We start from the raw sequence: 19,542 nt of genomic DNA, 5'->3' as shown, positions 1-19,542 counted from the left end.
CCTCCTGAAGATCCGAAGCTCACAGAGAGCGTGTTTGTTTCGCGAGGGTGGCCAGCGATTCGAGACCGGTGAGCACGGTCGGCGCGGCCACTCCGAAGTCGATGAGGCAGGCGATCTCGTCGGCGCCCGCTCGCTGCAGGCTTTCGACCATGGGCAGCGCCGAATCCGGGGTGCCGAACAGTCCGCTGGTTCGGTAGTAGCGTTCGAAGGCGAAGTCCAGCACCTTGTTTCGCGACCTGTCGTCCAGGTCCTCGAGGGCCTCCGCGCCACGGCGCCACAGATCGACGGAATCCGCGAGGTAGCTCTTGAACGGTCCCTGCACCGTCTGCCGGACGGCGGTGTCGTCGTCCCCGACGAAGGTGTGCAGCATGACCGTGACTTTTCCGGCGTCGGCGTCGTGGCCGTGCTGGGCTCGCGCCTTGCGATAGGCGGTGATCTTCTCCGCCAGTTCGTCCACGCTCTGAAAGAGCAAGGCGGTCAGCACATTCGTGCCCAGCTCACCCGCCATCTCGAAGCGCTCCACACCTCCGCTGCAGGTGACCCAGGTGGCGAGGTCCGGCTGGATCGGGGTGGGGAAGATGCACACCGACCGCGATTCACCGACTCCGTTCGGCAGCGAGATCGACTCACCACGCCACAGCTGCTGAACACTCCGCATACCGGATCGCGTGACGTCGACCCGCGCGCGGTAATTGTCCGGCGCCAGCACGAAATCGTCGGGGTTCCAGCCCGTGGCGAACGCGATATCGACCCGGCCGTCCGACAGATTGTCGACCACCGACCAGTCCTCGGCGACCCGCACCGGGTTGTGCAGCGGCAGCACCACACTGCCCGCCCTGATCCGCACCCGCTCCGTGATCGCCGCCAGCGCCGCCCCCAGGACGGCGGGATTCGGGTACAGTCCGCCGAACTTGTGAAAATGGCGTTCCGGCAACCAGATCGAGCGGAAGCCGTGCGCGTCGGCGAAGCGAGCGCTGTCGAACAGCAGCTGGTAGCGATGCGCACCGTGTTGCTGCGCATCGCTGGCAAAGAAGAACAGGCTGAATTCGATGCCGGCGCCGGCCTGGCGAGACTGCGGGCTCGAGCCGGTCACCGCGTCGGCGACCTGGACCCCGGCGCCGGGGTCACGGTGTTTGGCGACTTCCTCGACCAAATCGGTGATGCATATGCCGCCGTAGATGTCCTCGGCGGAAATCTCGATGTCGAATCGGTCCTCGAGGATCGTCAACAGCTCGGCGGCTTTGATCGAGTCGAGGCCCAGTGCGGTGAGCGGCGTCCGAGGGTCGACGGAATCCAGTCCCAGGCGCTGCTTCGCCCAGTCCAGGAAGAACACCGTGGTCTCGGCGTCGCTCTGCGGCTCACTCATATGGCCCTCGATTCGATCTCGTCGGCGTACAAATGGCGCAGGTACGATCGGCGGATCTTGCCACTGGTCGTTTTCAGCACCTTGCCCTTGCCGACGAATATCACTCGATACAGCGATACGCCGTGGTCACGACTGACTGCCGATTTGATCGACTCCTCCAGGGCGGTGACACTGTCGGCCGCGATTTCATCATCGATCTCTTGAATGACGATCAGACGTTCTTCGCCGTGTATTTCGATCGACACTGCGGCACAGCCACCACGGTGCAGGCTCGGATGACTGGATTCGATACTCCACTCGATATCCTGCGGGAACAGGTTTCGCCCGTTGATGATCATGACTTCTTTGAGACGCCCGCAGACAAAGAGATGACCGTCGACCATGAATCCGAGATCGCCGGTGCGCAGATAGGGTGTTCCGCCCTCATCCGCGATCTCTGCCGAGAATGTTCGCTCGCTCTCCTCGGGCTTGTTCCAGTAGCCCGACGTGACACTCTCTCCGGACAGCCAGATTTCGCCGACCCGCCCAGGATCCGATCGTTGCAGTGTCCTGGGATCGACCATCGCCGCGGCCCCCGCCCGGACCGGACCGTAGTCGACCAGTTCTCGACCATTCGGCTTTTCCATGACGAAGCCCTTTTCGAGTTCCTCGTTCGCGAACGAGCATGTGCGCAGGCCTGAGCCGGCAGGTCCACCACTCACATACAAAGTAGCCTCGGCGAGTCCGTAGCCGGGAATGAAACTTTCCGGGCGAAATCCGCTCCCGGCGAATTTATCGGCAAATGCTCTCAGAATGGTCGGATTGACCGGTTCGGCTCCGACGAAGGCGATATCCCAGTGCGACAGATCCAGCTGCTCGGCCTCCGTGCGGGACACTCGCTCGGCGCAAATTCCATATGCCAGATTCGGCCCACCCGCAGTGGTATTCGTGTTCTCTGATATCTCCTGCAACCAGCTGAGAGGATTACGCAAGAACGTCAGCGGCGACATGAGCGTCACGGGGTACCCGACGAAGAGCGGCGAAAGAATTCCCAGGATCAAACCCATGTCATGAGATGGCGGCAGCCAATGGACGGCCGAGCTACTCCCGGTGTACCCGAGGCTGCGCTGCAGACACTCGAGGTTGTGCATGAGGTTGCGGTGGCGCACCACAACACCCTTCGGGTATCCGGTGGAACCCGAGGTGTACTGCAGGTGCGCTATGTCGTTTTCCGAGGGGAGAGGTCTGTCGAGCAGCTGCAGGGAACTACCGCCTTGGGTGGCCGCGCTGTCGAGGATCTTCTCGTCGGGCCAGCCGAGCAGGTCGCGTGCCACCGACGCGGCCGACTGCGGCGCAATGACGGCAACAGCACCACTATCCCGCGTGATCGCCGCGACGGTATCGGAATGTCGTTGTGAGGTAGGCACATACAGTGGCACGGCGACGCGCCGGATCAGCAGACAGGCGAAGAATGCATGAATCATGTCGAGTCCCGGTGGACAGAGCAACAGGATTCGATCACCCGGCGCACTGATTTCCTGCAACCGAGTCGCCAAGCCGACCGCATTGTTCAGAAGGAGTGCATAGTCCTCGACTTCGCGGTGACCGCGACCGTCGACAAACGTGTAGCCGATTCGCCCGGGTTGTTCGGCGGCGCGACTCACAAGGATGTCCGCCAGAGTCGACGGATGCCCTGATATTTGTTCATAACTCATCGACCTTCGACCTCCCGAGTCAGCAGCTTTAGCTACACTGGATTAACGATATTCAGGCGATACGCGTTACGCGCGGCCTGCAGAAAGTCACCGCGGCAGCGGTGCGGATACGCTCCGTGCGCAGGACATCCCCCGCGTAGATCCGATCGACCGAGCGGCGCTCGAAGTCCCTCCCGTGGTGGGCCTCGGCGACCAGAACTTCGGCGATACATTGAGCATCCCCATCACCAAGCAATTGCTTCTGTACTAGTCAGTTGCGCATCCGGCAATTGGCCACTTGACCACATCTGCCGGACCCGACCACTGCGCCGAGCCGGTCGGCACGTGAATGCCACCACCTCTGACGTCGAAAGGTATTACAACACTGCGGATTACACGCACCTCGCGCACGTGTGTGTGACCGTGCTCCTTTCCTGGTGGGGCGCAACGGCAGTGGTCTAGTGCTCCTCCTATTCGTCGCCGCCGGTGTCGCGGATGGGTCGAGATTATTGTCGAATCCGCGAAGCCGCGGTGGGCGGCTGCTGAAGGCGGTCGGAGGTTCATGACCGGCTTCAGCTTTGCCACGGGCGCTCGTGTGAACGAGAACCCGAGCAGTGTCCGACCGATCATTGTCGTCAGAGCGCACCCGGTGAAGATTTGTGCTGCCCACCAGGGCTTTACGGATGTGTGACCCGAGTCTTCGATGATCGGAAAACGCGAATTGAAGTCGAACCTCCGCGGCCCATATTTTGCATGGGCTCGTCAAAGGAGGTTCAAGTGTTCAGTTCCAATTCCAGACGTCACCCGCGTCGCCGTGGTCTGCGCGCGATACTGGTCGCGGCAATCACGGTCATGTTGTCGATCAGCCTGTCCGGGCAAGCAGGAGCGGTGACGCCGGCCCAGTTCGTCGCTGCCAATGAATCAAGCCACAGCAAGCAGATGGAATGGTGGTACGTAACAGGGCATCTCAAAGGTACCGGTCCGGACGGGAAGGAAGGCGGGGATCAGCCCCGGCCCGCTGTACTACTACTTCAGTGACAAGGACGGTGTGGTCCGCTGTGTCCTCGATCGGTTCCTCGTGCTGCTGGGCGACGCCCTCTCGAATACGACCGCCCGCCTCGAACGGGCCGATCGAGAAGTTTCCTGAAGGCTGCCGAGACCATGCTCAGCGTGCTCGAAGCGAACCGCCGACTACTCGAGGTGGTGGTCGTCGAGGCGCCACTGCTGGTCCGGCCCGAGTCCACGCGGGCCATCGAGCAACGTCTGCGGGACCACATGCGCACGGCCTTCCTCCTGCTCGGTACCCCGCTTCGCGGGCCGAGCTGGAGGCGGGATACTGGCTGGCAACCCAGCTGTGCCTGGCTATTCCGGTCCGCTATGTGCTCAGCCGAGAACCCATCTCACGTGCGGCACTTCTCGACGGGCTGGCCGATCAGATCGGCGCCCTGGCCGGTCTCGACACCGCTGACGTGTTTCGGTGACCGCGGTGTGCACGCCCCGTCACGCGCCGAGATTCTGTTGCGGAGGGTATGTCCCGCCGGCCAGTAACGCCGCCACCACTGCCATGAACTGGAGATCGCCTTCGACATGGTTGCGCGCCGGAACAGTCGGAGGTGACAGCGTTTCGACGTCCGGTGGCAGGTCGGCCGGGGCTCAGCCGGTGATGATCGGTACGAGGTACTTTCGTGCGAAGGCGTCGAGTTCCTCGGTCGAGTGGAGCGGGATGGCTCCGTCGGGTTGCAGCATGAGTGAGTGTGCGAATCGGCAGACGATTTCGGCGCGGATGAACAGGTCGGGGGAGTTCGGGAGGAGACCGTTCTCGACTGCTTGCCGGAGCGCGGCGGTTGTTGCCGCGGCCGACATGGCGAAGATGGGTCCGCCGTCGGTGGTGAGCTGGGGCAGGACCCGTTCGGGTTCCAGGGTAAGCATCCGATTGACCAGCGGATGGGTGCGCCAGCGGGTGGTGACGGTGACGAGGATGTCGGCGACGAGGTCGTCGAGGTTGTTGTGCCGTTCGGGGATCGCGGCGAGCTCGGCGAGTACATGTGCGACTTCGCGGGTCGTGACGGCCTGTACGACGTCGTCGCGGGAGCCGACACGGCGGTAGACGGTGACGCGGTCGACGCCGGCCTGGCGGGCGATGTCCTCGATGGTCGTCTTCTTGATGCCGACCTGTTCGAACTGGACCAACGCAGCGTCGAGGATGCGCGATTCGAGAGAATCGGCTGTTCCGAGCATGTTTTTCGCGGTCGTCGACGTGGTGGTCACACCTCGACGTTAGCAGAGAGCGCGCGCTCTGCAACATTTCGTCCACTTTTGTTGCTAGCAACATTGCAATGTTATTTGTTGCGCTGTACGGTCGAATTTATGGCTGACAAGGCTGGTGCGACGAGGCACCACTACGGCGACGAAGCGCATGCGATCAATGCTCGCGACGTCCATTTCGACTTCGAGTCGGTGCCGATGCACTACATCCCCGGCGAGGTGCTGGCCACCCACATCGTCAATGTGATGCACCTGGTGCTTCCCGAGGGCGAGCGGGCCATGGCCAATTGCCTGGCCGAGGCGTTGCCCTTGATCGAGGACGAGCGGCTGCGCGAGGAAGTCGCGGGCTTCATCGGCCAGGAGTCGATGCACGCCAGCAGCCACGAGGGTGCGCGCCGGCATTTGCAGTCGATCGGGCTGGATGTCGAGTCGTACGTGGCCAAGGTGACCTGGCTGGTGGATCGGGTCCTGGGTGATCATGGCCTGACCGGTCGCGCGAAGGAAGAGTGGCTCAAGGAGCGCCTCGGCTTGTTCGCCGGCATGGAGCACTACACCGCCGTGCTCGGGGAGTGGCTGCTGCAGGCCGACATCCTCGAGGAAAAGGGTATGCATCCGACGATGCTGGATCTGGTGCGCTGGCACGGCGCCGAAGAGGTCGAGCACCGCAGCGTGGTCTACGACGCCTATATGTATGTCGACGGCAGTTATGCACGTAAGGCCCGCACCGCGCTGCTCGCCAGTGCCGCGCTGCTGCCCTTGTTCATCGTGTCGACGGCCCATCTGTATCGCAAGGATCCCGAACCGGATAAGGGCAGGTTCTGGCCGCTGCAGTTCGTGAATGCGACTGTGCGCGGAGTCATCCCGAATGCTTCGGTGTTCTTCACCGAGATCCCGCGCTATCTGCGCCCGGGCTTTCATCCCTCACATCTGGGACCGATGGACGCGGCGGTGCGGTATCTGGCGCAGTCGCCCGCAGCTCGCGCGGCCGGACACTGATGGGAACCGCTGTGGTGGAGGACGGCATGGCGGCGCAGGAATTCGTGCCACCAGTGAGCCTGCGGGTACTCGGTGCGGTGATGGATGCCTACAGGCAGGTGTTCGCCGAGAGGAAGTCCGCGCAGTTGTTGTCGCGATCGAATCCGTTGCGGCGCACGGGATTCGACTTGGATCTCGTCGTCGAGTCGGTCCGTGCGGAGGCTGAGGATGTAGTGAGCCTGAGCCTCGTCGCCCGCGACGGGCAGCGGCTGCCGGCGTGGACGCCGGGATCGCATCTGGATGTTTTCCTGCCCTCCGGCCGTCAGCGGCAGTACTCGCTGTGTGGTGATCCGGCGGACCGGATGCGGTACCGGATAGCCGTCCGGCAGATCCACGCCGGCGGTGGCGGATCGCGCGAGGTCCACGAGGCCCTGCGCGCAGGCGATCCGCTCCGAATTCGCGGGCCGCGCAACGCATTCACCTTTATCCACGCGCCCTCATATCTCTTCGTTGCGGGCGGTATCGGGATCACGCCCATCTTGCCGATGGTGAAAGCCGCAGATGCGGCCGGAGCTCGTTGGAAGATGGTTTATCTCGGCCGGTCGCGCGAAACTATGCCGTTCCTGGACGAATTACGCGAGTGCGCCGGGGGCGAGCTCGAGATCCGTCCGGACGACGAATTCGGTGTGCCGCAGGTCGCGGATTTGATCGGCCGTGCGGAACCCGGTGCGGCCGTGTATGTATGCGGTCCGCCGCCGGTTCTCGGGGCGGCGCAGCGGACGATGTTCGTGGTCAACCCGACGGGATCGCTACACACCGAACGCTTTTCGGCGCTGCCGGTTGTCGACGGGAAAGAGTTCGACCTCCGGCTGGCCCGTACCGGGACGACAATCCGGGTCGGCGCGGACGAGCCCGCTCTCGCGGCGATTCGACGTGAGATTCCCGGCGTCGTCTATTCCTGCCAGCAGGGCTTCTGCGGTACCTGCAAGGTCGCGGTGCTCGCCGGAGGGGTCGATCACCGCGACCGGACCCTGCTCGAGTCCGAGCGTGAGGACTACATGCTCACCTGCGTATCCCGCGCGGCCGGCGAGTCGCTCGTGCTCGACCTCTGACCGAAAACCAAGGAAGGACAATGTCGTCCATGGCACCTAGCTACGGCCACATTTTCGGCGGATCGGCCCCGATCCTCCACGGGGAGGACAAGTAATGACCGTACCGACCGACGTTCGCGTGGCGGACACGGAAGCGACCTTCGAGGTTCGCGATCCCGCGACGGGCGACCTGCACCGTGTTCTCACGCCGGCACGGCAGGCAGATCGCCGACCGGATCCGCGCGGGCGGCACCTCGATCAATGCCTTTGTCGCGCACGCGACCATCCCGACACTGCCGCTCGGGGGCGTCGGCGGCTCCGGTTTCGGCCGGGTGCACGGACCCGACGGACTCCGCGAATTCACCTACGCCAAAGCGACTACGGAGCAACGCTTTCCATCTCCGCTGGCGCTCACCACATTCAAGCGCAGCGCCACCGTCGACGCGGTTGTCGACACGTTGGTCTCGGTGCTGCACGGAAGGATCCAATAGCCATGGCCGGACAGACCGAGCACAAACACATCGTCATCGTCGGCTCCGGATTCGCCGGTATCGGGCTCGCGATCAAGTTGCGCGAGGCGGGGTTCGAGGATCTGGTGATCCTGGAACGCGCCGACGACCTGGGCGGCACCTGGCAGGCGAACACCTATCCGGGCTGCGCGTGCGATGTTCCGTCGCATCTCTACAGCTATTCGTTCGCGCCGAACCCGAACTGGTCGCGTACCTACGGCAAGCAGCAGGAGATCCTCGAATACCTTCGCTCGGTGGCGACCGAGCACGATGTGGCTCGCCAGATCCGTTACGGCGCAGAGGTAGTGAACGCGACCTGGGACGAGCGGAAGTCGATCTGGCGGATCGAGACCGCGGGCGGCACCCTCACCGCGGACTTCCTGCTCTCCGCGACCGGCATCTTCAACGCCGCCAAGTATCCGTCGCTGCCGGGCCTGGAGACCTTCGAGGGCAAGGCATTTCATTCGCTGCACTGGGATCACGAGCACGACCTGACGGGGGAGCGGGTCGCGGTGATCGGCACCGGCGCTTCGGCGGTGCAGATCGTGCCCGAGATCCAGCCGAAGGTCGGTAACCTCACCCTGTTCCAGCGGTCGGCGCCCTGGATCGTGCCGCGAATGGATCGCACGACTTCCGTGCTGGAGCGATCCCTATTGCGTCGGGTCCCGCTGGTAGGCAAGGCAATTCGTGGCAGCTACTACACACTGATCGAGGGATTCGGTCTCATCGGATTCGTCGACAACCGGTTCCGGCACCCGTACGAGTTGCTGGGCAAGATGCAGTTGCGCCGTCAGGTCCGCGATCCGGAGCTGCGTAAGAAGCTGACGCCCGACTACATGATCGGTTGCAAGCGGGCTATCTTCTCCGACGCCTATCTTCCCGCCCTCGATCAGGACAATGTCGAGGTCGTCACGGCCGGGATCGCGGAGGTGCGGCCGCATTCCATCGTGACCCGCGACGGCGTCGAGCATCCGGTCGACACCATCATCTACGGAACGGGTTTCGAATCGGTCCCGGGCGCATTCGAGCGATTCGTCGGCTGTGACGGCCGCACGGCGGCCGAGGTGTATTCGAAACGGCCGCAAAGCTATCTGGGTGCCGCGCTCGCGGGCTTCCCGAACTTCTTCTGCACCCTGGGGCCGTTCGGTGCGGCGGGAAACCAGTCGGCGATCTTTATGATCGAGTCGCAGATCACCTACATTGTGGACGCACTCGAGACGATGCGGTCCCGTGGCGCGCAGCGCGTCGAGGTGCGGCCCGAGGTGCAGGAGGCGTTCCTCGACGAGATGGAGCAGCGCAGCCGCTCGACGGTGTGGCTCACCGGCGGGTGCCAGAGCTATTACACGACCGCAGACGGCCACAATGCGGGCCTGTATCCGAACTGGAGTTTCGAATACCGCCGCCGCACCAGCCAATTCGATATCGACTCGTACGAGGTGAACGCCTGATGGGCATCGGAGCACTCAATCCGCTCGGCTGGATCGCCGGGCGATCCTTCGATGTGCGCGGCAAGGCGGTGCTGATCACCGGGGCCGGGCAGGGCATCGGTGCGGAGCTGGCGAAGATCCTGTACGCGCGCGGCGCGTCGGTCGCATTGGCCGATATCGACGAGCAGGCCGCATGTGCCGCGGCCGATGCGCTCGGCAAACGCGCCATGGCGATCGGCGCCGATGTCGCCGATCGCGAAGCGATGGCGCGGGCGACCGCGCGAGTGGTGGAGCAGTTCGGCCGGCTCGATGTCGTCGTCGCGAATGCGGGGATTGTGCCGAAGCCTGCGACATTGCGTGTCATCGAGGGACGCGATTTCGATCGGGTGATCGGTGTCAATCTCACCGGTGTCTTCAATACCGTGCACCCCGCGCTCGACCATGTGGTCGCGGCGAAAGGCCATGTGGTCGTGGTGTCTTCGGCTGCTGCGTTCGCGCCCGGTGTGGGTGGTTCGCCGTACATGATCAGCAAGGCGGCGGTCGAGCAACTCGGACGCGCATTGCGGGTCGAGTTGGCCGCACACGGGGCGAGCGCTGGTGTCGCCTACTTCGGCGTCGTGGAAACGGCGATGACCCACGACACTCTCGACAATGACGAACTGGGCCGGCGACTGGGCGACATGCTGCCCTGGCCGCTCAGTGTGCGGATCACCGCGCACGAGGCGGCCGCGACGATCGCCGACGGCATTGCTCGCCGGGCGCCCCGCACCATCGCACCGATCGGCTGGGAGCCCTATTCCCTACTGCGCGGGCTGGTGAATGTCGCGCTGGACAGCCGGCTGGCCCGAGATTCCCGCATCCACGAGCTGGTCCACCTGGTCGAGGATCGCGCCCGCGCGATCGAGCGGCGTGACGCCAGGGAACTGCCGTGACCACCGATCGAGGTTCGGTGCGTGCCAGGGTGTTTCGCCAGGTGGCGGAGTACACGGTGCGCCCCGTCACCAGTATGGCGCCGGGCAATCGGTACGGCCTGTGGGCCGCGCGGCAAGTCATTGCCCAGGCCACGCCCGCGCTGGTTCCCGAATCGCGCACGGCGTACCGCGCCGCGGCCCGATTCATCACCGCGAATCTCGACGCCGCCTCCGCCGTCGCGGTCTGAAGCATCGTGAACACTCGAAAGGCTGTCCTATCCTGACCACTCCTCGCTTCGAGACGCTGTGCGCAGCGTTCCAGCACATCGCCGCCGTCGATCCCGATGCCGTGGCGTTGCGTACTCCCGGCGGCACGCAAACACTGACTTGGCGGCAATATTCGGAGCAGGTACGCGAGGTCGCGGCCGGGCTGGCCGCGCTGGGTGTGCGTCCCGGCGACACCGTCGCGTTGATGATGGCGAACCGAATCGACTTCTACCCCTTGGAAGTCGGCGCTCAGCACATCGGCGCTACCTCGTTCTCGGTGTACAACACCTCCTCCGCCGAACAGCTCGCGTACATACTCGGCAATGCCGGTGCGCGCGTGGTGATATGCGAACCCGGGTATGTCGAGCGGATCATTGCGAGTGGCGTCGAACTCGACCACATCGTGTGTGTCGACGACGCACCGGCGGGAACCCTGTCGGTGGCCGAGCTGATCGCAGGCGGCGCAGCCGATTTCGACTTCGACACGACCTGGCGGGCGGTGCGGCCCGAAGACACCGCGACCTTGATCTACACCTCCGGTACCACCGGCAATCCGAAGGGTGTGGAGACCACCCACGCGAACCTGCTGTTCGAGGCGTACACGGTCGCCGGAGTGCTGGACTTCCGATTCGGTGACCGCATCACCTCGTTCATGCCCTCGGCGCACATCGCCGATCGACTGACCGCGTTGTATATGCAAGAGGTTTTCGGCACCCAGGTGACCGTCGTCGCGGATCCGAGACAGATCGGCCCCGCCCTGGCCGATGTCCGCCCGACCATCTGGGGCGCGGTGCCTCGGGTATGGGAAAAGCTCAAGGCGGCAATCGAATTCGTCGTCGCCAGCGAACCCGACGAGAGCCGCCGGCAGGGGATGCAGTGGGCGCTGTCGGTCGCCGCCGCGCGCAGCGGATATCAGCTTGCCGGCCAGCCGGTGCCGGCCGAGGTCGCTGCCGACTGGGCCAAGGCCGATGAGCTGGTGCTGTCGAAGCTGCGCGCGAAACTCGGCTTCGACCAACTGCGGTGGGCCATGTCGGGCGCCGCGCCGATCCCGCCGGAAACCCTGGGATTCTTTGCCGGACTGGGTATTCCGATCGCCGAGATCTGGGGCATGTCCGAGCTCACCTGCATCTGCAGCGTCAGCCATCCGGCCGACGCGAAACTCGGCACCGTCGGAAAGCTGCTGCCGGGCATGGAGGCACGCCTTGCTGCCGACGGTGAGTTGCTGGTGCGCGGTCCGCTGGTGATGAAAGGCTACCGCGACGAGCCTGCGAAGACCGCGGAGGCGGTCGATGCCGACGGTTGGCTGCACACCGGCGATGTCGTGACGATCGCAGACGAGGGCTTCCTGCGTGTCGTGGATCGCAAGAAGGAACTGATCATCAACGCCTCCGGCAAGAACATGTCGCCGACCAATATCGAGAACACCATCAAGGCGGCGACCCCACTCATCGGTGTGATGGCGGCGATCGGCGACGGCCGAGCGTACAACACGGCACTGGTCGTGCTCGATGCCGAGAGCGCGGGTCCCTATGCGGCACAGCGCAATCTGAGCGATGCGTCGGCAGCGGCGTTGTCCATCGACCCGGTCACCGTCAAACAGATCGCCACCGGAATCGCCGCGGGCAATGCCAAGCTCTCCGCCGTCGAGCAGGTGAAACGGTTCCGCATTCTGCCCACCTTCTGGGAAGCCGGGGGCGACGAAGTGACATTGACGATGAAGCTTTCGGCACCGTGAACGACGATGTGCGCTGGCTGACCCCCCGGGAACAAGACGCGTGGCAGGCGTTCACCGAGATGCATCGACGCTTCGACCGGGCCATAGAACACCGCCTCAACCTCGACTCCGGACTCTCGATGGCGGATTACGACGTCGCTTTCGTTCCCGTGTGGTCGGTGAGCCTCGCTTCGAGTGCCGACGAAGGACAACGCCTGCGTCGAAGCGGTTGACGTTTCTACGACCGGGTAGGCCCTGAATGACTGTGGTCACGAGCCACTCTCGACAAGCGCGCAGACCGAGACCAGTTCGCCACGTTCGGAGTTTGTCGGTCCGGGCAATCCGACCGGATCGAAAACCAGGCGATCGTGATGGAATACGCGGTGGTGGGGGCGCGGTTGTCGCCGACAGGTGTGTACGCTCCGGAATTCGGCAGCGCTGATTCACAAGCCGTGAAGGAGGTCCGGATGCCTGCGAAGTCCGAGGAATTCGGGATGACCGATCGGTGTGGTGCGGCGTGAACGCCGCCTTCGAGTTGTTCGGGGAGCATGTGCTCTGGACCGACGCGATCGGGAACGTGCTGTCGCTGGCGGTGGTGTGGCTGGCCATACGCAAGACGGTGTGGACCTGGCCCGTGCAATTGGCGGGTGCGCTGTTGCTGTTGTCGGCATCCCTGCACGCGCACGTGCCCGGCAATGTGCTCAAGCAGTTGCTGTTCCTCGTGCTGGCCTGTTACGGCTGGCTGGCGTGGACCCGCGGGACCCGGGACCATCGGGAGTTGCTGGTGCGGCCGGGTTCCCGCCGGGAGCGGCTGACCCTGCTGGGACTGCTCGTGGCCGGAACGGTACTGGTGGCGGAACTGTTCGCGCATCTTTCGTGGTTGCACATCGCGTGGTCGCCGTGGGCCAATGCGTATGTCTTCGTCGGCAGCGCCATTGCGACCTTCGCGCAGAGCCGGGCGCTGGTGGACTTCTGGATCATCTGGATGCTGGTCGACCTGGTCGGTGTGCCGCTGGCGCTGAAATCCGGGCTGTACGCCTCGGGCGCCGTTTACGGAGTCTTCTTTCTGCTGGTGTTGCTCGGTTTCATCCGCTGGCGCCGCGAATACCGCGCTCGCCGAGACGGTTTCGTGGTCGCCGGGAACACTGCCATCCCACATAACCAAGGCGGTTTATAAGCAAGGCCAGGGCGGCGCCAGCGGTATACATCGTATTGTCCTGAATGATTCTGACGTACACAGTGATTAGAACGGCGGAACTCCAGCAGCCGTTCTGCGTGTCCTCTTCGCGCTTTTTTTCACAGCGCATACGATAGCGGCGATGTAGCGATAATGCTCGGCTCCAGCCATCCGACCGTTAGCGCAAGGGGACCGAATGAGGCATTCCGTCGTGTGGCTGGGAGTGATCGCGACAGCCGTCACTCTGATCAGCCTGCCCACCGGGATCGCGAGCGCGGACTCGGGGTCGGCCGGATCGTCGTCAGGATCGGCAGGATCGTCGTCGGGCTCGGCATCCGGGTCGTCCGATTGGGCCGACCAATTCCCGTCCGGACCGCTACCCGCTCCTCGCGGTCCTGCCACCGCGATCGTCGTGCTGGGCTACGGTCTGCTGCCTGACGGCGCGATGCGGCCGGAACTCGTCGAGCGGCTACAAGCCGGATGCGTCCAAGCACTGCTGGCACCTTCCTCACCTGTCATCCTCACGGGCGGCAATGCGCGCAACGGTGTCACCGAAGCGCAGGCGATGGGGGATTGGTTTGTCTTGCATGGCATTTCGGCAAATCGAATCCATCTGGAGCAGGACGCTCAATCAACCGTGGACAACGCCGACAATTCGGCAGCGATCATTCGCGAGATCGGCGCACGAGACGCTGTCGTCGTGACTTCGGCCGACCACATTGCCCGTGCTGTCAGGACGTTCATCGAGGCGGGGGTAGACGTGGTCGGTACCGTGACCCCCGAGCAAGTACCCCGGTTCGAGTGGCTTTACCAGGCGATGACCCACCGATAGATCCGCCGACCGATGTGAGCTTCAATCGCGATGTGGCGGAAGCAAGCGAAGGGCTAGACGGGGGCACAGGTCGACGGCATCACGGGCGGCGGCGGTCTGTGCCGGTGCCAGGCGGGGCCGGCGGCGGCCGTCGCGCGCGATCGGGTAGCCCCAGTCATCGCGGGACAGAGTTTCGGGGAGCAGGTCGCTGCACAAGCCGCGCCCCGCACAGCGGGTCCAGTCGATGTGCAGTTCCGAGTCGCGGTGACCGGAGTCGGGGTGGTTCATCGGGGCACCAGGATTCTCGTTGCGGCATAGGCGATTCGGCAGGTGCCGTGCTGATGCGCGCGGACGTCGTCGGCGAAGACCGCGAGGGTGGAGCGGACGAAACGTGCGGTGCCGTCGGGATGGTGGCATGCGCCGCGGCCGTCGACGAGGCCCGCGAGCCGGGCGATCTCGTGAACATCGGTGGGCCGCCCTGCCGCCAGGTCGGCGAGAGTTGTTGCCAAGGCCGGCAATCCGAACCGGCACGGCCCGCACTGACCCGCGCTCTGGTCGGCCAGGTAGGACGTGATCTCGGCGGCGACGCGCAACCCGCATTCGGTGGTGGGCAGCACTCGGATGATGCCCGCTCCCGGCGAAGCGTGCAGCGGACGCAGTGCGGCGGCCGATAGCGTGGTACCCCGGAGTGCTCCGGCGGGAATCCACGCGCCGTGGTATCCGCCGATCAGCACCGCGCGCACGGTGATCGGATCGGTGTACCCGGCGTAGGCGATCAGGTCCAGTAGTGGCATGCCCAGCGGTACTTCGAGGACGCCGGCGCCGGACAGGGTGACGAGCATGCTGCCGGGTTCGTCGGCGGTGCCGATCTCACGAAACCAGCGGGCGCCGTACCGGGCGATCAGCGCAATGTGCGCGAGCGTCTCGATATTGTGGACCAGGGTCGGGCGACCGCGCAGTCCGGCCCGCGAGGTACTCACCATGTGATCGCTGGGCAGGGCCGCCCGCCCGGCGATCCGATTGATCACCGCGGTCTTCTCGCCGTCGAGGAAATGTCCTGCGGCAGTGGTGAGTTCGACGCGATGCCGGTCGTACCCGGCTGCCCGGCGTTCGGCGAGTGCGCGGCGCACCGAGACGAGCGCCGGCTCCGGGGCGTACAGATGGCATTCGCGGGCCCCGACCGCGTCCGCGGCGGCCGCCAGACCGTCGAGCACCAGATGCGGTGCGCGGGTGAGCAAGACGGCGTCCTTGCTGCTCTCGGGTTCGCCCTCGGCGCCATTGGCGATGACGATCGGGCGGGAGCCGGCGGCGACCGCGGCCAGCTTGCGCGCGGTCGGGAATGCCGCGCCGCCGCGACCCCGCAATCCGGCGGCGGCCACGGTGTCGATGAGTGTGGCGGCCTGACCGGCCGGGAGCGGTCCGTAGGCGGCGAGGTGGGCATTCAGATCGGGGCTCGCCGCGACCAGCAGGCGGCGTACGCCGCGTGGTGGGGCAGCGGTGCGGGCGCTGTTCATCGGAAGCTCCGTTCGGGTATGCGGTGGTACACATCGAATTCGCGGCCGAGACGCCAGATCACCGCGGCGATGACGGTGAGCAGACAGGCGGCGGCGATCAACAGCATCCACGGCCGGCCGGCGTCGGTGCCGGTGCCGAGCGCATGTGCGAACGCGATCGGCCATAGCGCATAGGCTGCGTAGTGCACCATTCGGAAGACATTGGGGCCCAATCGATGTCGTAGAAGTGCGGTGACCGTGATCGCGACGAGCAGATCCACCGCGACGGTGCCCAGCCCCAGCCAGATCGCCCGGCGCTGCCCAGCGAAGGGCACCAGGACATCCAGCAGGCGCAGTTGTGCGTACGGGTCGATCAGCAGGCTCGACACATGGATGACAACGAGCACGGCCGCGGTCAGCGCCGCGCCGCGATGGAATTCGGCGAGCCCGGCACGCGGCAGCAGCACGGCTCGACCCGAGCGCGCGGCGACGCCCAGCGCCACCGACACGGTGAGCAGGATGAGCGCGATGATTCCGGTACCGCGTCCGAATGCCCACAGCGCCTGGTCTATCCCGGTCTGCCCCATCAGATACTCCGATCTTCCGGTTCAGTGGGCCACGCGCCGAGAGTGACGACTCGCCCTGTTCGGTCCACCAGCCGCGCGGGCAGTCCGGATCGGCGCAGGCCGCCCAGTGCATCGCGTCCGCGAACAATGCTCGCGGTGCTGGCCGCATTGGCGGTCAGGCAGGTTTCGGCGGCGACCGTCACAGTGCGCCAGCAGGTTTCGGCTGCCACACCGGTGCGCGGGTCCACGATGTGGTGCACCGGGAGGCCGCCGCGCCACCACCGCCGGCGCAGTGTGCTGGAGGTGGCCAGGGCCGCCCCGGCCGGCAGTCGCACCTGGCAGGCCGGTTCGCCCGCGTCGTCCTGAACCAGGATCTGCCACCCGCTCGCCGGCGCGGGTCCCGCGGTGGCGATGTCGCCGCCCAGGCCGACCAGCACTCCGCAGCCGAGCTGCTCGGTGACCAGACGCGCACACCGGTCCGCCGCAACCGCTTTGGCGGTAGCGCCCAGATCGAGCTGTACACCGGCGGGCATTGTGACTATTCGCTCGTTGAGCGTCACCTGTGTCCAGTCGGCTCGGCGAGTGATGGTCAGCGGCACCGGCGCACCGGTGTCGGAGCCGGCGATGAGTTCCCAATCGCGGTCGTAGCCGAGCTCCACCAGCGCCGCGCCGACCGTCGGGTCCACGTCCCCAGCGGTCTGCGCCGCGACTGTCAGTGCGGCACGCAGGTATTCGGCGCACAGCTCGCTGACCGGGAACCGGCCGCCGCCGTGGGCGGCGAGCTGTGAGATCTCCGAGTCGGCACGAAACCGGCTGCAGGCAAGGTCTACGGCAATCAGATGCTCGCACACCAGCTTTCGCGCGGCGGGCAGCGAATCCGGGTCTGTCACCACCAACCGTGCTGTGGTTCCCCACACCGACCAGTCGGCGAAAGTAGCTTCGCCGGTGCGGAGTTCGCCCGTTCGGGTTGTCATCACGATCCGTGCGACCGCGCGTGCGACGACCCGGACCCGCTGCTGACCTGTGGTGCGGTACCGGAGTCGGGTGCGTTGCTCGAATCGGACGGCGCGGTGGAACCGGTGTCCGAGGTCGCAGGTGCGGCGGAACTGTGCGTGCTGCTGTAGGCGAGCACGGAGACGCCGAGCGTGCCCGCGATGCTGATCGCGGCCAATGCCAGCGTCGCGGTGCGGCCGGATCGCCGGTGCGGATGTAGTTGGGCCATGTCTACCTGTTCCTCGATGCTCGGACGAGTTGTCTGCGGTGGCCGATGGCTTCAGCATCCGCGATGGTTCTTGGAGCGCTCTGAGAATTCGGCTGCGAGGTAGCTGCGGGTCGCCCGATTCGGGCCGGGAGTGGCAGGCTGGTTCCCATGACGACCTCGGAGACCACCGCGCCGCGGGTGCTGCTGGTCGAGGACGATCGCCAGTTGGCCGAGATGCTCTCGGCGCTGCTGATCGAGGAGGGCTATCAGGTCACGATCGCCCCCGACGGTCAGCGCGGACTGCATGCGGCGTTGACCCTCGAATTCGAGGTCTTGATCATCGACCGGGGGATACCGGTGCTGGAGGGCTTGGACCTGTTGCGGGCCTTGCGTGGGCGCGCCGTCAATACACCGGCGCTGGTGCTCACCGCACGTGGCACATTGGCCGATCGGGTCGAGGGTCTGGACGCCGGCGCCGAGGACTATCTGGTGAAGCCGTTCGAGATTCCCGAGCTGCTGGCCCGGGTGCGGGCGCTGCATCGCCGGCATCTGACCGCCGTGGCCGCGCTGCCGGTCGGCGCACGGCTACTGGTGCCGGCGTCTCGGACCGTGGTCGATCCGGGCGGACGTACAGACGAGGTGGCGCTGTCCGAGCGTGAATGCGCGTTGCTGACGGTGCTGGCCCGGTCGCCGCGGCAGGTGTTCACGCGTCAGCAGTTGCTGGAGTTGGTGTTCGATCGGGCCGACACAGGCGGCACCGTCGACACGTATGTGCATTACCTGCGGCGCAAACTCGGCCGCACTGCGGTCGATACCGTGCGCGGCGTCGGATATCGGCTGGGCACCCGATGAGGACAGGCCGCCGCCTGCCCGTCGCACTATCGCCCGAGGCCGTGATGCTGCGGCGCACCACGCGCATGGCGGCGGTGCAGACAACGCTCGCGCTGGGCGCGGTGCTGCTGCTCGTCGGTGTCGTCTTCTACGTGGTCGACTCGCACATCCAGTCCCGTCAGATCGATGCACAGTTGTCCGAGGTGGCCGCGCAGGTCGACGATGTGGACGACCCTCCACCAGGGATGTCGCTCGCCATCGCACGACCGGACGGTTCGATTCTCCTCAGCGCACACGCGCCAGCCCCGATGACGGCCTTGGTGACCGGCTCCACCGGCTATCACGACCTGCGTGCGAAGGACGTGGACTATCGAGCGCTGGTGGTGGTCCAACGCCACAATCGCAGGGTTGCTGTGCTGGCGGATCTGACACCGTGGCAGCGCAGCCGGGACCGGTTGCTCGAGGCGCTGCTGATCGCGGAGGTTGCCGGCCTGGTATCGGCGGGCGCCGTGTCGGTGCTGCTCTCCCGGCGCGCGATCCGGCCGTTGGTCGCCGCGTTGGAACTACAACGGCGTTTCGTCGCCGATGCGTCGCACGAATTACGCGCGCCGCTGACTGTGTTGCACACGCGAGCACAACTGCTCGCCCGCCGAGCGGAACGCGAGGATCTCGACGCCGTGGTCGCCGACCAGTTGCACGGCTTGGTCGCCGATACCCGTGCGCTCTCCGATATCGTCGACGATCTGCTGACTGTCGCTGCCGCCGAGCGTGAGCCGGCCCGGACCGAACGGGTCGACCTGGCCGAGCTGTGCCGGGAAGTTCGGGAAAGTGTTGTCGCGCACGCGAACTCCCGTGATATCGCGGTCGAGGTCGTCATCTCGTCGGAGCCCGCGCTCGTCGTCGGAGTCCGGCCTGCGCTGCGTCGGGCGCTCTTTGCCCTGACCGACAATGCGCTCAATCACGAAAGTCCTGGCGGCACAGTCACCTTGGGTGTAGCCCGTTCCGATGCCAACATCGAGGTCACGGTTTCCGACACCGGCGCGGGACTCGATCCGCGCCGTGCCGAGCGGTTGTTCCGCCGTTTCGCACACGGTGACGGGCACAGTGCCGGAGCCCGGCCGTACGGCATCGGTCTCGCGCTGGTCCGGGAGGTCGTCGAGGCCCATCACGGCAGCATCATCGTGGATGGCGAGCCTGGTCACGGGGCCGCATTCACTCTGCGCCTGCCCGCTGCCGATCCCGAGCACTGAATTGCAGCCACCCTT

Annotated in this window: 21 protein-coding genes; 13 read left to right on the top strand and 8 right to left on the bottom strand. The window is 65.5% G+C overall.

What is annotated here, in order from left to right; all coding sequences use genetic code 11:
• Nucleotides 1-19: 19 nt before the first annotated feature.
• Both JWN03_RS29880 and JWN03_RS29875 read right to left on the bottom strand, forming a co-directional pair.
• The gene (locus JWN03_RS29880; RefSeq protein ID WP_297622000.1) at nucleotides 20-1,366 is read right to left on the bottom strand and encodes a MupA/Atu3671 family FMN-dependent luciferase-like monooxygenase; all 1,347 of its coding nucleotides are present in this window, start codon (nucleotides 1,364-1,366) and stop codon (nucleotides 20-22) included.
• Nucleotides 1,363-3,060 carry a fatty acyl-AMP ligase gene (locus JWN03_RS29875; RefSeq protein WP_297621998.1) on the bottom strand — a complete coding sequence of 566 codons (1,698 nt, stop codon included), beginning with the start codon at nucleotides 3,058-3,060 and terminating at the stop codon, nucleotides 1,363-1,365. Before JWN03_RS29875 ends, JWN03_RS29880 begins: the two co-directional genes overlap by 4 nt.
• A gap of 756 nt (nucleotides 3,061-3,816) precedes the next feature.
• Here JWN03_RS29875 and JWN03_RS29870 point away from each other — a divergent pair.
• Entirely contained in the window at nucleotides 3,817-4,077 is a 261-nt protein-coding gene (locus tag JWN03_RS29870) for a hypothetical protein (RefSeq protein ID WP_297621996.1), read from the top strand.
• A gap of 615 nt (nucleotides 4,078-4,692) precedes the next feature.
• Here JWN03_RS29870 and JWN03_RS29865 read toward each other — a convergent pair.
• A complete protein-coding gene (locus JWN03_RS29865) occupies nucleotides 4,693-5,307 on the bottom strand; it encodes a TetR/AcrR family transcriptional regulator (RefSeq protein WP_297621994.1) in 615 nt (204 codons plus the stop codon).
• 99 nt (nucleotides 5,308-5,406) lie between these two features.
• On the opposite strand from JWN03_RS29865, the gene JWN03_RS29860 reads away from it, so the two are divergent.
• The 10 genes from JWN03_RS29860 to JWN03_RS29815 all read left to right on the top strand — a co-directional run bounded on the left by JWN03_RS29860 (nucleotide 5,407) and on the right by JWN03_RS29815 (nucleotide 14,207).
• Complete coding sequence (locus JWN03_RS29860) at nucleotides 5,407-6,300, top strand: metal-dependent hydrolase (RefSeq protein ID WP_297621992.1); 894 nt, start codon at nucleotides 5,407-5,409, stop codon at nucleotides 6,298-6,300.
• Nucleotides 6,300-7,391, top strand: coding sequence for a PDR/VanB family oxidoreductase (locus tag JWN03_RS29855; protein ID WP_441343083.1), 1,092 nt, complete (start codon nucleotides 6,300-6,302; stop codon nucleotides 7,389-7,391). The genes JWN03_RS29860 and JWN03_RS29855 overlap by 1 nt, the downstream gene beginning before the upstream one ends.
• Nucleotides 7,392-7,567: 176 nt before the next feature.
• The gene (locus JWN03_RS29850; protein WP_297621990.1) at nucleotides 7,568-7,861 is read left to right on the top strand and encodes an aldehyde dehydrogenase family protein; all 294 of its coding nucleotides are present in this window, start codon (nucleotides 7,568-7,570) and stop codon (nucleotides 7,859-7,861) included.
• A gap of 2 nt (nucleotides 7,862-7,863) precedes the next feature.
• Nucleotides 7,864-9,327 carry a flavin-containing monooxygenase gene (locus JWN03_RS29845; RefSeq protein WP_297621988.1) on the top strand — a complete coding sequence of 488 codons (1,464 nt, stop codon included), beginning with the start codon at nucleotides 7,864-7,866 and terminating at the stop codon, nucleotides 9,325-9,327.
• Nucleotides 9,327-10,238, top strand: a complete 912-nt coding sequence (locus JWN03_RS29840; RefSeq protein WP_297621986.1) for a short-chain dehydrogenase/reductase — start codon at nucleotides 9,327-9,329, stop codon at nucleotides 10,236-10,238. The genes JWN03_RS29845 and JWN03_RS29840 overlap by 1 nt, the downstream gene beginning before the upstream one ends.
• A complete protein-coding gene (locus JWN03_RS29835; protein ID WP_297621984.1) occupies nucleotides 10,235-10,465 on the top strand; it encodes a hypothetical protein in 231 nt (76 codons plus the stop codon). Before JWN03_RS29840 ends, JWN03_RS29835 begins: the two co-directional genes overlap by 4 nt.
• A 29-nt stretch (nucleotides 10,466-10,494) precedes the next feature.
• A complete protein-coding gene (fadD11, locus tag JWN03_RS29830) occupies nucleotides 10,495-12,219 on the top strand; it encodes a fatty acid--CoA ligase FadD11 (protein WP_297622123.1) in 1,725 nt (574 codons plus the stop codon).
• Nucleotides 12,216-12,431, top strand: a complete 216-nt coding sequence (locus tag JWN03_RS29825) for a hypothetical protein (protein ID WP_297621982.1) — start codon at nucleotides 12,216-12,218, stop codon at nucleotides 12,429-12,431. The genes fadD11 and JWN03_RS29825 overlap by 4 nt, the downstream gene beginning before the upstream one ends.
• 284 nt (nucleotides 12,432-12,715) lie before the next feature.
• Entirely contained in the window at nucleotides 12,716-13,375 is a 660-nt protein-coding gene (gene pnuC / locus JWN03_RS29820; RefSeq protein WP_297621980.1) for a nicotinamide riboside transporter PnuC, read from the top strand.
• 412 nt (nucleotides 13,376-13,787) lie between these two features.
• The gene (locus tag JWN03_RS29815; protein ID WP_297621979.1) at nucleotides 13,788-14,207 is read left to right on the top strand and encodes a YdcF family protein; all 420 of its coding nucleotides are present in this window, start codon (nucleotides 13,788-13,790) and stop codon (nucleotides 14,205-14,207) included.
• Between the two features lie 21 nt (nucleotides 14,208-14,228).
• Here JWN03_RS29815 and JWN03_RS29810 read toward each other — a convergent pair whose 3' ends face one another.
• The 5 genes from JWN03_RS29810 to JWN03_RS29790 are packed head-to-tail and all read right to left on the bottom strand — an operon-like array spanning nucleotide 14,229 to nucleotide 17,467.
• Complete coding sequence (locus JWN03_RS29810) at nucleotides 14,229-14,474, bottom strand: ferredoxin (RefSeq protein ID WP_297621977.1); 246 nt, start codon at nucleotides 14,472-14,474, stop codon at nucleotides 14,229-14,231.
• Complete coding sequence (locus tag JWN03_RS29805) at nucleotides 14,471-15,700, bottom strand: NADH-ubiquinone oxidoreductase-F iron-sulfur binding region domain-containing protein (protein ID WP_297621976.1); 1,230 nt, start codon at nucleotides 15,698-15,700, stop codon at nucleotides 14,471-14,473. The genes JWN03_RS29810 and JWN03_RS29805 overlap by 4 nt, the downstream gene beginning before the upstream one ends.
• Entirely contained in the window at nucleotides 15,697-16,266 is a 570-nt protein-coding gene (locus tag JWN03_RS29800; RefSeq protein ID WP_297621974.1) for a ferric reductase-like transmembrane domain-containing protein, read from the bottom strand. Before JWN03_RS29800 ends, JWN03_RS29805 begins: the two co-directional genes overlap by 4 nt.
• Nucleotides 16,266-17,219 carry an FAD:protein FMN transferase gene (locus JWN03_RS29795; protein ID WP_297621972.1) on the bottom strand — a complete coding sequence of 318 codons (954 nt, stop codon included), beginning with the start codon at nucleotides 17,217-17,219 and terminating at the stop codon, nucleotides 16,266-16,268. The genes JWN03_RS29800 and JWN03_RS29795 overlap by 1 nt, the downstream gene beginning before the upstream one ends.
• Nucleotides 17,219-17,467 (bottom strand): hypothetical protein, encoded by a 249-nt coding sequence (locus tag JWN03_RS29790; protein ID WP_297621970.1) that lies wholly within the window; start codon nucleotides 17,465-17,467, stop codon nucleotides 17,219-17,221. Before JWN03_RS29790 ends, JWN03_RS29795 begins: the two co-directional genes overlap by 1 nt.
• A gap of 147 nt (nucleotides 17,468-17,614) precedes the next feature.
• Between JWN03_RS29790 and JWN03_RS29785 the strand changes: the two genes are divergently transcribed.
• Both JWN03_RS29785 and JWN03_RS29780 read left to right on the top strand, forming a co-directional pair.
• Entirely contained in the window at nucleotides 17,615-18,298 is a 684-nt protein-coding gene (locus tag JWN03_RS29785) for a response regulator transcription factor (RefSeq protein WP_297621968.1), read from the top strand.
• On the top strand, nucleotides 18,295-19,527 hold the full coding sequence (locus tag JWN03_RS29780) for a sensor histidine kinase (protein ID WP_297621967.1): 1,233 nt from the start codon (nucleotides 18,295-18,297) through the stop codon (nucleotides 19,525-19,527). The genes JWN03_RS29785 and JWN03_RS29780 overlap by 4 nt, the downstream gene beginning before the upstream one ends.
• The last annotated feature ends 15 nt before the right edge of the window (nucleotides 19,528-19,542 follow it).

The organism is Nocardia sp., from assembly GCF_025465275.1.
In the GTDB taxonomy this organism is placed as follows: domain Bacteria; phylum Actinomycetota; class Actinomycetes; order Mycobacteriales; family Mycobacteriaceae; genus Nocardia.
Note: the sequence above shows the minus strand (reverse complement) of the source record. Positions and strands in the feature narration are given on the sequence as shown.

Excerpts from the sequence above, each read along its gene's own strand:
- JWN03_RS29880 (WP_297622000.1), bottom strand. The coding sequence starts at position 1,366 with ATGAGTGAGCCGCAGAGCGACGCCGAGACCACGGTGTTCTTCCTGGAC.
- JWN03_RS29875 (WP_297621998.1), bottom strand. The coding sequence starts at position 3,060 with ATGAGTTATGAACAAATATCAGGGCATCCGTCGACTCTGGCGGACATC.
- JWN03_RS29860 (WP_297621992.1), top strand. The coding sequence starts at position 5,407 with ATGGCTGACAAGGCTGGTGCGACGAGGCACCACTACGGCGACGAAGCG.
- JWN03_RS29855 (WP_441343083.1), top strand. The coding sequence starts at position 6,300 with ATGGGAACCGCTGTGGTGGAGGACGGCATGGCGGCGCAGGAATTCGTG.
- JWN03_RS29845 (WP_297621988.1), top strand. The coding sequence starts at position 7,864 with ATGGCCGGACAGACCGAGCACAAACACATCGTCATCGTCGGCTCCGGA.
- JWN03_RS29840 (WP_297621986.1), top strand. The coding sequence starts at position 9,327 with ATGGGCATCGGAGCACTCAATCCGCTCGGCTGGATCGCCGGGCGATCC.
- JWN03_RS29810 (WP_297621977.1), bottom strand. The coding sequence starts at position 14,474 with ATGAACCACCCCGACTCCGGTCACCGCGACTCGGAACTGCACATCGAC.
- JWN03_RS29805 (WP_297621976.1), bottom strand. The coding sequence starts at position 15,700 with ATGAACAGCGCCCGCACCGCTGCCCCACCACGCGGCGTACGCCGCCTG.
- JWN03_RS29800 (WP_297621974.1), bottom strand. The coding sequence starts at position 16,266 with ATGGGGCAGACCGGGATAGACCAGGCGCTGTGGGCATTCGGACGCGGT.
- JWN03_RS29795 (WP_297621972.1), bottom strand. The coding sequence starts at position 17,219 with ATGACAACCCGAACGGGCGAACTCCGCACCGGCGAAGCTACTTTCGCC.
- JWN03_RS29790 (WP_297621970.1), bottom strand. The coding sequence starts at position 17,467 with ATGGCCCAACTACATCCGCACCGGCGATCCGGCCGCACCGCGACGCTG.
- JWN03_RS29785 (WP_297621968.1), top strand. The coding sequence starts at position 17,615 with ATGACGACCTCGGAGACCACCGCGCCGCGGGTGCTGCTGGTCGAGGAC.
- JWN03_RS29780 (WP_297621967.1), top strand. The coding sequence starts at position 18,295 with ATGAGGACAGGCCGCCGCCTGCCCGTCGCACTATCGCCCGAGGCCGTG.